The sequence below is a fragment of the Pseudanabaena mucicola FACHB-723 genome (genome assembly GCF_014696385.1).
GTDB lineage: Bacteria > Cyanobacteriota > Cyanobacteriia > Pseudanabaenales > Pseudanabaenaceae > Pseudanabaena.
The window spans coordinates 78610-90991 of the sequence record NZ_JACJQB010000005.1 but is presented as its reverse complement, the minus strand read 5'-3'; the positions used below and the strand labels follow the sequence as shown (position 1 = coordinate 90991).

7 protein-coding genes are annotated in these 12382 nt (G+C 44.5%); 6 read left to right on the top strand and 1 reads right to left on the bottom strand.

Annotated elements, in window-relative coordinates:
• Positions 1-99 precede the first annotated feature (99 nt).
• The gene (locus H6F41_RS04635; RefSeq protein ID WP_190402309.1) at positions 100-3867 is read left to right on the top strand and encodes a hydantoinase B/oxoprolinase family protein; all 3768 of its coding nucleotides are present in this window, start codon (positions 100-102) and stop codon (positions 3865-3867) included.
• An 83-nt stretch (positions 3868-3950) separates the two neighbouring features.
• On the top strand, positions 3951-8225 hold the full coding sequence (locus H6F41_RS04630) for a hypothetical protein (protein WP_190402308.1): 4275 nt from the start codon (positions 3951-3953) through the stop codon (positions 8223-8225).
• Between the two features lie 98 nt (positions 8226-8323).
• On the opposite strand, the gene H6F41_RS04625 is transcribed toward H6F41_RS04630, so the two are convergent.
• The gene (locus H6F41_RS04625; protein ID WP_190402307.1) at positions 8324-9799 is read right to left on the bottom strand and encodes an alpha-amylase; all 1476 of its coding nucleotides are present in this window, start codon (positions 9797-9799) and stop codon (positions 8324-8326) included.
• 698 nt (positions 9800-10497) lie between these two features.
• Between H6F41_RS04625 and H6F41_RS04620 the strand changes: the two genes are divergently transcribed.
• From H6F41_RS04620 to H6F41_RS04605, 4 genes are all read left to right on the top strand, one after another.
• Entirely contained in the window at positions 10498-10755 is a 258-nt protein-coding gene (locus tag H6F41_RS04620; protein WP_190402306.1) for a CsbD family protein, read from the top strand.
• A gap of 179 nt (positions 10756-10934) precedes the next feature.
• Positions 10935-11405 (top strand): CsbD family protein, encoded by a 471-nt coding sequence (locus H6F41_RS04615; protein WP_190402305.1) that lies wholly within the window; start codon positions 10935-10937, stop codon positions 11403-11405.
• 81 nt (positions 11406-11486) lie between these two features.
• The gene (locus H6F41_RS04610; RefSeq protein ID WP_190402304.1) at positions 11487-11732 is read left to right on the top strand and encodes a GlsB/YeaQ/YmgE family stress response membrane protein; all 246 of its coding nucleotides are present in this window, start codon (positions 11487-11489) and stop codon (positions 11730-11732) included.
• Positions 11733-11759: 27 nt separating this feature from the next.
• A complete protein-coding gene (locus H6F41_RS04605) occupies positions 11760-12248 on the top strand; it encodes a hypothetical protein (RefSeq protein WP_190402303.1) in 489 nt (162 codons plus the stop codon).
• The last annotated feature ends 134 nt before the right edge of the window (positions 12249-12382 follow it).

Sequence of the window (12382 nt, the reverse complement as noted above, 5' to 3'; positions counted from 1 at the left end):
CCCTTGCTGGAATTATTAAAGGTAAGGTTCTACCAATGTCTGAACGCATTGAAAATTTGACTGATTTTGTGGCTTTTGTTGTGAAAAAAGAGATTAGATATGAGCAATAATTTAGCCCAAGATAGTAACCATCAATGGCAATTCTGGATCGATCGCGGCGGCACGTTTACAGATATTGTTGCCCAGAGTCCTGACGGCAATACGATTGTGCATAAGTTGCTGTCGGAAAACCCCGATCGCTATAGTGATGCACCAATCCAAGGCATCCGCGATATTCTTGGTCTTGCTCAAACAGAGCCAATTCCCATTGACCAAATTTCTGCGATCAAAATGGGAACGACAGTGGCGACCAATGCCCTGCTAGAACGGAAAGGCGATCGCACGGTTTTATTGATTACTAAGGGCTTTCGTGATGCTCTGCGGATTGGTTATCAACATCGCCCTAATATTTTTGCGCGGCAGATTATTTTGCCAGAAATGCTCTATGAACGAGTAATTGAGATAGAAGAACGTTATAGCGCCCATGGGGAAATTCTCATCCCTTTAAATGCAGATTTAGCTTTAAGGGAATTGCAAACAGCCTATGATTTGGGAATTAGAGCCTGTGCGATCGCCTTAATGCATAGCTATCGCTACCCAGAACATGAACAAAAACTTGCCAAACTCGCTCGACAAATTGGCTTCACACAGGTTTCTGTATCCCATGAAGTTAGTTCGCTGATTAAATTTATTAGTCGTGGTGATACGACGGTGGTTGATGCCTATCTATCCCCAATTTTGCGACGTTATGTTGATCGCGTGAGTGCGGAACTAGGTAAGACCCTCACCCCTCCCAGAGGCGAGGGGGATAAGACCCTCACCCCTAGCCCCTCTCCCAAGGGGGGAGAGGGGGATAAGACCAAATTGATGTTTATGCAGTCTAACGGTGGACTAGCGGAAGCACATTCGTTTCAAGGTAAAAACAGTATTCTCTCTGGTCCCGCAGGGGGGATTGTGGGGGCAGTGCAGACCTGTTTAAAAGCAGGTTTTGAGAAGATCATTAGCTTTGATATGGGTGGCACTTCGACGGATGTGGCGCACTATGCGGGAAGCTATGAACGATCGCTATCTACGGAGGTCGCAGGGGTGAGACTGAGTACGCCGATGATGTCGATTCATACGGTGGCGGCGGGCGGTGGCTCGTTATTGTTTTTTGATGGCGCGAGATATCGGGTGGGGCCAGAGTCAGCAGGGGCATTTCCCGGCCCAGCCTGTTATCGCCATGGGGGAGCTTTGGCGGTAACGGATTGTAATGTGATGTTAGGGAAATTACAGCCTGATTTCTTTCCCAAGGTATTTGGGAAGGGTGGTAATTTACCCCTTGATCGAGAAGTTGTCCGCCAGAAATTTAGAGAACTAGCGCAAGAAATTAGTGCTGCCACGGGGCAACCAACGACACCCGAAGCCGTGGCTCAGGGCTTTTTAGAAATTGCGATCGCAAAGATGGCGATGGCGATCAAAAAGATATCGGTGCAGCGTGGTTATGATGTGACTGAATATGTACTGTGTTGTTTTGGTGGCGCAGGGGGACAACATGCCTGTGCGGTCGCCGATGTGTTGGGAATGACGCAGGTATTTATCCATCCCTATGCAGGGGTGCTTTCGGCATATGGGATTGGATTGGCGGATATTCGCACAATTTGCGATCGCACCGTTGAGGCGGAGCTAAATCAAGAATTGCTAACGGAGCTAGCTGCGATAGCCAGTCAACTAAGCGAACAAGGGCAAGTCGAACTGTTGCAGGGCAAAGCTCCTAATGGCAATTTGCAGATCGAGACAAGTTTACGGTTGCGCTATGGGGGAACTGATTCGTCCTTAAACGTTGCTATTCAAAACTTTTCGCCCGATAGTCTTGGCTATCTCCGCGCTAGTTTTGAAGCTTTACATCAAGAGCGCTACGGTTTTATTTTCGCGGATAAGGCGTTGATCGTAGAAGCAATTGCGGTAGAGATTATTATTTCTCAGCCAAGATCCCAAACTAAAAATGCTAATTCTCCTGTGGGAACGGGTCAGCCGATCGCCCAGACCAGTATGTATATGCAGGGGACATGGCAAGATGTGCCTGTGTATCGCAGGGAAGATTTGCGGATAGGCGATCGCATTTTGGGGGCAGCGTTAATTATTGATGACACAGGGACAAATGTGATTGAGCCAAATTGGGAAGTGGAATTGGATGCAGATTATGCGTTGAGATTGCAGAAATCCCCCCCAGCCACCCTTTTGAAGGGGGGAGAATATTCTCTTCAAGTCCCCCTTATTAAGGGGAATTTAGGGGGATCTCCTGATCCCATCAAACTAGAAATCTTTAATAACCTCTTCCAATCCATTGCTGAGCAGATGGGATTGACGCTGCAAAATACTAGTGCCAGTGTGAATATTCGCGAGAGATTGGATTTTTCCTGTGCAATTTTTGATCGCGAGGGGGAACTGGTTGCCAATGCGCCTCATATTCCTGTGCATCTTGGCTCGATGGGTGAAAGTGTGAAGGCGTTAATTTGCGATCGCAAACAAAATATCCATCTTGGTGATGTATTCGCCACCAATAATCCCTATAACGGCGGTACACATCTTCCTGATATCACCGTAATTACGCCCGTATTTATTGATTCCGAACAGCCAATTTTTTATGTGGCTTCACGAGGACATCATGCGGATATTGGTGGCATTACCCCCGGTTCAATGCCTTCCCATAGTACGAGTATTGAAGAGGAAGGAATTCTCTTTAATAATTTTCAACTGGTGAAAGGTGGCAAATTTTGTGAAGTAGAAACGCTAGCTTTATTAACTTCTAGTCAATATCCCGCCCGTAATCCATCCCAAAACATTGCCGATCTACAAGCCCAAATTGCGGCTAATGAATGTGGTGCAAGAGAACTGCGGCGGATGGTGGCGCACTATGGTGCGGCGACGGTGCAAGCCTATATGGGACATGTGCGGCATAATGCAGAACTTGCCATTCGTCAGGCGATCGCGCAATTAGCGCAGGCATGGGGCAATGATTCGGAGCGTAGATTTATTTATCCAATCGATAATGGGAGTCAAATTTCAGTATCAGTCATTCTCAATGAAGTAGCCCGTACTGCCAAAATCGACTTTACAGGGACTTCCGCGCAACTTGCTAATAACTTTAATGCTCCGCTAGCGGTGTGCAAAGCCGTAGTTCTCTATGTGTTCCGCACCCTTGTTGATGATGAGATTCCCCTCAATGCAGGTTGTCTCGTTCCCTTAGAAATAATTGTGCCAGAGGGTTCAATGCTCAATCCTGTCTATCCTGCGGCGGTAGTGGCGGGCAATGTGGAGACTTCACAGGCGATCGCCAACACTCTCTATGGTGCTTTAGGCGTGATGGCAGCATCGCAAGGCACGATGAATAACTTCACCTTTGGCAGCGATCGCTATCAATATTACGAAACAATTTGCGGTGGATCGGGTGCAGGGATTAATTTTGATGGTACGGATGCGATCCAAACTCACATGACTAATTCGCGATTGACCGATCCCGAAATTTTAGAATGGCGATTCCCTGTGCTTTTGGAAGAATTTGCAATCAGGAAAAATAGTAGCGGCAAGGGCAAACATCAGGGTGGCAATGGTGTGATTCGGCGGATTAAGTTTCTCGAACCCATGACGGCAGCGATTTTGTCAAGTAGCCGCGTTGTGCCTCCGTTTGGCTTGAATGGTGGCGAAGCGGGGGCAACGGGACGCAATTATGTGATTAGAAATGATGGTGCGATCGTAAATTTAGCCAGCACTGCCACAGTTAGCATGGAGGCTGGCGACACTTTTGTGATTGAAACTCCTAGTGGTGGAGGCTATGGCGAAATGTAAACAAAACACGCTCTAGATTGATATCTTTTATTTTTCAGTCATAATTAAGGCGATCTCTGATTTTGGACTTGGAGCGGCCGCCCATGCTAGCAGAACCAGCGCAGTATTTGCGCCTCGATCTGGAAATTAAAGTTCCTTATCATATTGTCCTTGATGGACTTGATGCTTGGTTTGAGTGGGAACTCATTTCTGAAATGGACTTTCGATGGCGTAACAAAAAACTGTCTGCGAATCGCCTCACGGTGGTTGCTCGCCAAAATGAGGCAATCCTTCAAGGTTTAGATCTATGGCTAGAGTTGGGTTTGATTACGGAGGAATCCGTCAAACTAATTTGTCAAACGCGCTTGGTCTGTGAACTCAAATCAATGGTAATGGAGCCAGCGCTATCGGGACAGGTTTTAAGGGAGTCGAGACCCAATCGACCATTGACTAATACGGCAAATTTGCCGCGATCAACTGTGGCAACTGCCCCAGTCAAGACACCACAACCGCCCAACAAGGTCGCCCAAACTTTGCGATCGCTATTTTCCGAATTCAGCACTATGTGGTTACTGTTTTTGGGCGTATTTCTGGTGGTGGTGTCATCGGGATTATTGGCGGCGAGTCAATGGGATAACTTTTCGGCAGAAACTCAATATTTATTGTTGCTTGCCTATACCCTTGGATTTTTTGGCGTAAGTTTCTGGACAAGCAAAAATGAACAATTGCGAATGACCACTCGCGCCTTGCAATTGGTGACTTTGCTGTTAGTTCCTGCCAATTTTTGGGCAATGGACGGCTTAGGCTTACTAAAAAATCCTGCGGGGCTAGGATTAAGTGCGATCGCAGGTGGTTTACTGTCATGGATCGCCGTTTTCTTACTACAAACCTCCTTTCGCTTTCAAGAGTCACAGGGCTTATCGGAAGATACCGCTACCAATCAAGTCCGAAAACGCACCAAAAAACAGCTTAGCCAAATCTCAATTTTGGCAATTTTGGTACTCGATTGGCTGCATTTGGGTTGGTTTATCTCGCCGTACTATCCACTAATCGCTGTACATTTAGGCATCGGTGCGATCGCCACTTCGACATTTATCAATCGTCGCCAAGGTTTAAATACCGTTGATAGCTCAACATTCCCACTTGCCTTGGTTACAGGGGCTTATAGTACAGTTTTGCTAGTAAGCCGAGCGCTCCTATTTGGCAATGTTTCGATCTTTAAATTAGGCTTAGCCTTTGGTATTTGTGGCTGGGTGTTGGTACAAATCGCCAATAAAGCTGCTCAGTTAAATCAACAATCTGCAAATAAAGCAAATCAAACAGTAGATCAAAAAGCGCTAAACCCAACTGCCGAACATCCCTCTAGACTAGCTTTTCAAGCCAGCTTGGGCAAAATCTTACTGGGGTTAGGTTGGTTTGTGTCAGTTTGGGATCGATATCCTTGGCAGACTTTGGCAATTAGTTTATTGATTGCATGGATGATTTGCGATCGCTTATTCAAGAATGAAGAACCAACCGATTTAGGCTACGCATTTTTGTGGGGATTACAAATTATTTGGCTAGTCCAAAGGCTAATTCCTGCGGATTGGATACGGGCGCTCACGCAGCAATTATTGACACTATTTCAGACTCCATCGGAGATTAGTCTGTTGGGAACTGTCTTGTTTCCCTATCTAATCGTCACTTTGGTGATTGCGGCGATCTATCGCGATCGCCAAAAGCAAGCCTTAGCTAACACCGCCGAATTATTAGCATTAGGCTTTGGGGTGTTGCTCACGGTGATCAGCATTGGTTACGCATCTACGATCTTTATGAACCTTGCGCTTTCCGCCGTTACGCTCCTCATCGTTCAGGCAAGGCGAGCAGATACCAGCAAGGATTTGCATAGTTTGGTGTACTTCGCCCATATCGTCAGTCTCAGTGCCATTATTTCAGGTGTTTACTTCTTTACCCGTTCCACTTCCACCTTTACATGGGTCGGCTTTTTGCTCTGTGCCATGTTACTGGAATGGAGTGGAGTTTTAGCAATTGGCAAGTTTAACGCTGCTGCTGAACCTGAAAACCATCATTTGCAAGCATGGCGAGATAGTGCATGGCATATTGGCGCGAGTTTAGCAGCCCTCAGTTATATTCTGTTATGGAATGTCTCTCTCATCGGTAGATCCGCCCTTGACAGTAGTGAATTGGTGTCAGCCAGTTATTGGGGAGTGGCATGGCTCTGTGTACCCATATCCCTGACTTTTTTAGGGACTTGGCGCGAATTTGCCGATCGCGATTTGGCAATTAAGCTGAGCATTGCAGGATTGCTGCTCGCCCAGTTTTTGACATGGGGTGGCGATGGGTCGCGGATCATTGGTTTGGGAATTGCTTTTGCGCTGATGCTAGTCAATACGCGCCGTAGGGAGTCGTTGCTGACTGCCTTTAATACCGTAGGCTATGGCTTGCTATTTATTGCCTCACTGCTCTGGCAGTTTAAATCCAATGATGGAACGATTACCCAGTTTACTTTCTGGACAAACGGAATGGTGTTCAGCGCCATTCTGTTATATGTTCTCAATCATTGGCTGAAATATCGCCGTGAGCGTCATGTTCCCAATCTCAATCTGACCTTAAATCAATCCTATTCCCAAGCCTTTGATATTTGGGCAGCCTTAATATCGGCAGCTTTACTGATTTTGCAAACCTATCTTGCTGTCAGTGTTTTGCGGATTAATTTCTGGTTGGGCTTTGATTTTGCTCAAGGGAATGAATTATTTGTCAGCCTGCTACCGAGTACGCTCCTCGTCACTTTAGGGCTGGTTTATCGCATGTGGCAAGCCGCCGACAAGATTCCTGCTTGGACATTGTGGAGCATCGCATGGAGCGTCGAAATCCTTGCCGCAGGTACAGTTTCCTTTGCCAAGGGAGGAATCATTGAACTTGCGATCGCAAATATTGGTCTTGGCTTCTTCACGCAGCTATTGGGTGACTGGTGGATTCAGCGCAAGAATATTAGTGAATATCCCCGCAGTTGGGATTTTATTCCGCTCATTTATGGCGCAATCGGTTCATTACTGAGACTGAGTATCTTTAGTAGTATCACAGGGCTTTTCTCGCTCAGCACCGCCCTCATCTGCATTGGCATTGGGCGCAGATCGGCAGCATCTAAACCCAACGCCAAATCCCTGATTTACTTGTCGATGGGTTTAATCACCTTCTCCGCCTACGAGTTACTGCTCTATCAAATGTTACGCAACTCACAAGGTGGCAGCCTTGGTGATGCGTTGGTAATTTTGGCGGCACTGGGCTGTGCGATCGCCTATGTCTACCGAATCTTTACAAATGGACTACGCCCCTATTTAAAAATCTCCCATCGCGCCATCAGTACCTTTGCCCATCTCCATTGGTCTGTTAGTGTCATCTTTCTATTGCTAGGAATCCTATTTTCCCCTTCCACCAATGGTGGCATCATTGGCGCTGGTATCGCCACGGCACTGTCGGTTTATGCGATCGCACAGGCAAGACAATCTCATCTAACCGACAGTGCCGAATCCTCAGCCGAACTTTGGACTTATACAGGGCTAGCCACTGCCATCGGTGCAATCGGCTATCTCATTTACTTTGCCTTCCCCAACGCTTGGCTGATTACGAATATTCTCCAGCCCTATGCGGCGGCGATCGCCTGTATGGTGACCGTCATTCTCTATATCTTGCCTTGGGAAGAATGGGGTTGGCGAGAACAACCTTGGCATAACTCAGCCTTTGTCTTGCCCCTGATTTTCATCTTCATTACCGCAACTGCGATCGCAACACCCTGTTTAATCTTTGTTGGTGCTTTTTATGCCATCTATGCCAAATTAAAATCGCAAATTCGCACCACCTACATCACCGTTTTTCTCTGGGACTGGGTATTTTTCAAAACTGTATCCTTCGCCAACTACGGATGGTTTGGATTTTCCCTGTTGAGCTATGTGACGGTGATTGGTCTGTCGGGGCTATATTTTGCACAGGTTGAACCAAATTTGCGATCGCAAGGCAATAGAGAACTGCGGCATTTCCTCAGAAGCCTATGCAGTGGCGGTATGGGGCTAGTCGCCTTCTTCTATTCCTTAGATAACCCGAACATTGCCATCACCACTTGGATCTTCAGCATTGTCTTCATCCTTGCGGGGCTAGCTCTGCGGGTTCGCGCTTACCTATTTATGGGGACGCTCACCTTTGTGTTGCTAGTGATTACCCAAGCCGTAATTTTAGTAACCCAATATTCATTCCTAATGTGGGCGCTGGGAATTATTGCAGGGATTGGCTTTATTCTGGTTGCTGCTAATTTTGAAGTCCGCCGCGATCGCATTTTGGCGCTATTCCGCAATTTTGCGATCGAGCTAGAAGCTTGGGATTAATATCAAAGCTAGTAATAACGCAATTTGGACGGCGCTTCGCGCCGTCCAAATTGCGAAAAATAGGAAAAAGGGCATAGCCCTTTTTAGCTTTGATAAGCCTACGACAATATCCACACCGAGACAGAGCCAGCATTACAGCGAAACTCCGCCCAACCTTCATCATTAGTGGTGATCGGCTCATCAACATGCTCAGTGATATCGATATAGGTGCTGTTAGGATGTCCAATATTCATCCACTTGCGTCCATCATCACCATTACTTAGCACCACCGCCATACCCCCCGCATGTTTTTCATCACCTAACCTTGTCCAACCAATCGTATTATGGTGATCAAAATAGTCAATCTGTTCACCATAGGAGTAGGTCTGGCGCACAAACAGGAACTTATCCAGCAACCATTGATGGCTTTCCATCCAAATCTCATACTCATTACCATCCTTACCCCAATCCTTGTAATGTGCGCCATAGTAATCAGCATAAAAAATGCAAGGATATCCTTCTTGTCGTAATAAAATCAGCGCATAGGCAAGGGGCTTAAACCAAGATTCGACAATTGATTCCAATGATTGCAGAGGCTGAGAGTCATGGTTTTCGACTAAGGTAACTGCCAATGTCGGTTGCTCTTTGACTAACGTATTCTCAAAAATTTGGCTGAGGTCATAATCTTTTCCCCCTTGACTCGCGAGATGGAAGTTTAAGTGCAATGGTGCATCGAACAAATCAACCTTGCCCTCAGTAACCTCAATAAAATGATGCAAAGCTTCTACTTCGTAAGACCAATATTCACCCACAGCAAATAAATCTCGTTTTGCATGGTGACGCACATGCTCCAGCCATTCCTGAAAGAATTCTGCGGAAACATGTTTGACCGCATCAAATCGAAATCCATCTACCTGAGTCGTATCATAAATCCACTCTCCCCAATATTTGAGTTCTCCCTGCACCTCTGAATTTTGCATATCAAGGTCGCAACCCATCAAATAATCAAAATTCCCTTTCTCAAGATCAACATCTTTATCGAAAGATTTTCCTTTTAATAGGTAGATTGCATCCTCACCTTCGTTATAGACATTGTAATCGATTGCATCAAAATGCCACCAATGCCATTCCATTGTCGAATACTTGCCCTTGCGCCCCTCAAAAGTAAAGTGAGTCCAAGCTTGGATTTTTTGATATTCCCCAATAACTTGATTGCGATTTTCCATACTGAAGGGGGTAGCTTCCATTTCTTCGGTATGGTCAGCGCCCAGTTTGTGATTAAACACTACATCTGCATAGATATGAATTCCTGCTTTCTGAGCGGCTTTAATAGCACGAATATATTCGTCCTTAGTGCCATATTTAGTTCTGACCGAGCCTTTTTGGTCAAATTCGCCAAGGTCAAACAGGTCATAAATGCCATACCCCACATCCATACCGCCCGCCGTACCTTTGTAAGCAGGTGGCAACCAAAGGGAGGTAATGCCAATTTTTGCTAATTCCTCAGCTTTTTCCGCCACCTGATTCCACAGACTGCCATCATCTGGCATATACCAGTGGAAATACTGCATCATCACGCCATTCTGGTTAGACATTTTCGACATTCTCTGGGTAAAGGTACAAACAAACTAGAAGTAAATATTTATTGCTCAATTATTGAGACGAACTAGGCAATAAATTCTTTGGGATCATGTCTAGATAACAGATCAAAAGAAATCTAGATCATTTTAGCAATTTGCAATTTCACCTTATGGGTGCAGAGGATTGTAGGCAGATATCTTCAAAAGTATTAATACAAATCAAACATTAAAAAGTAGATATGACTCTTTGTACCTAATCTGCTTTTTTCTAGTGACAATGGTGTTTTGAGCCGCCCTTGAATATGTTTCAAGGAGAAAAGCGATCGCCTATCTATCTCCTAAATCCTCTTTGTTACATTTTATGTCGTAATTAATCAACTCTGTCATTTCATTCAATAAATCAATCGTGCTGCCAGCAAAATCTGTAAACGCAGGTAAAAAGTTTTAGGAAATAAAACGCCACTCACGAAATATCAAGCAATTAAAAACATAAATGTGTTTAATTCTATTTGTTTCTTAACATAGTTGTTTCAAGGGTATTTACCTTAGGATCTCACCCATAATCTTGATATATATTTAAAACTTATATCTTTGGGTGGATGAATAAATTTTTCTAATAATGCATAGTAATTGTATTAGAAAAGAAAGCATAAATTGATTCTATTCTTTTATGCAATTTCACTGATTTATCAATAAAATTGAGAGTGTTTGTTATGAGTTTACAAGAAAGAGCAAAAGCGGCAGCCAAAAATATTGAAGGCAAAGTTGAAGAAGCTATTGGCAACATCACTGGTGATACATCCAAACAAGCTGAAGGTCAATCAAAACAGGTCGAGGCAAATATTCGCAATGCATCTGAAGATGTCAAAGACACTGCCAAAGATGTTGCAGATATTGTCAAAGAAAAAGCAAAAAATGTCGCTGATGCTGTAGAGATAAAGGCTAAGCAAATTAAAAATAACGTTGATTAATCTTGTCTAGTGGGTCTAACTTTTGAAATGGTTTTCAACAAATTAAATCTAGATTTAATTTGTTGAATTTATAAAAAATAATAGATTAATTCTAATTTGTGACAATAAATCTACTGTTTTTTAACCTATTTAAAAACTAGGACTAAATTTAAATTCCGCCAAACTTTTTAGGTATAAAAATGATTTCATCGATCTATCGCTCATTTTTGAGGATTGGTTTGATGTCTTTGCTCTCATTTACATTGGTATTTGGAGTAACTATGGAAAACAGTTGGGCAAACCCAGCATTTATGTTGCCTCCATCTATGCCCATCGCCACAATCGAACGGGTAAAGGCAGATGCCAAAGATCTGGAAGGCAAAACTCAAGAAGCGATTGGCAATGTAACAGGTAATGCCCAAAATCAAATCACTGGCAAAGCGAAGCAGGCTGAAGCGGTGGTGCGAAATGCGACTGAAGATATTAAAGACAATGTGCCTGAGCGAGTAAAAGCCATGACTAAAGAAATTGAAGGCAAAACTCAAGAGGCAATCGGCAAGATGACGGGATCTAACAAAGATCAAATTACTGGTCAAGCAAAGCAAGCGGAAGGTAAAACTCGCAATTTGCTAGAGAACGTCAAGGATAAAGTTCAAGGTCTTTTAGATTAAACGGCTTTCGTTCGTAAAGATGAGATAGAGGTTTTGAATAACCTCTATTTTCCAATCAGTTAACTAAAAGGATGGTATTCAATGAATTTGATTTGGTTTATTTTAATCGGTTTAGCGGCTGGATGGATTGCAGGACAACTGGTCAAAGGTTCTAGTTTTGGCTTGCTCGGCGACATTATTGTTGGTGTCATCGGTGCAGTGCTGGGGGGATTCCTTTTCAGTGCTTTGGGTCTGTCTAGTAGTGGAGGATTATTTGGCAGCTTAGTTGTCGCTACGGTTGGTGCTGTAGTGCTTCTATTTGGTCTACGTCTCATTAAGTCAGCTTAGTAATTACATTAAAGAGTTTATAAAATCATGCCCGACGAAATCGATCACGAAACCACAAGCAGAAAAGTTACATCTAATTCCAGAACCCCTATTAACGGCAACATAGTTTCTGAAGAACGGACTACCAGAGTCCGTAACGATGGGAATTCTACCGCTGTCGTTGTTGTTGTTCTACTTTTCCTAGCTTTAGGAGGAGGTGCAATTGCCTTTTTCCTTAACAATCGTCCGATCACACCTGTATTAGTTCCCAATGCGGTGGACACTGTAAAAGAGAACAAGTCTACAATCATTGAGCGGAACAACACAACTATTAAAGAAGTCAGTCCTGCTTCTCCTCAACCTACACCTACATCTACGATTCAAATCAATGTCCCTGCGGCAACAAGCCAACCTGTAGCGCCTGCGCCAAGGGTGACAGTGACAGCCCAGCCGACAGCAACACCAACGCCAAGTGCAATAGCTCCATCGCCGACAGTAACGCCCACACCAAATACTGTCTCTCCATCTTCTAATTAAACGTGAGTTCGCTCATGCCATTTGTGCCGCCTTTCGGGAGGCACAAATGGCAAAAAACGGTAAAAATTGCAAAGCAATTTTTACCGTTTTTTGCTTGTGTCGAACTGGCTTTATAATAGGCGCTGATGTGGCGA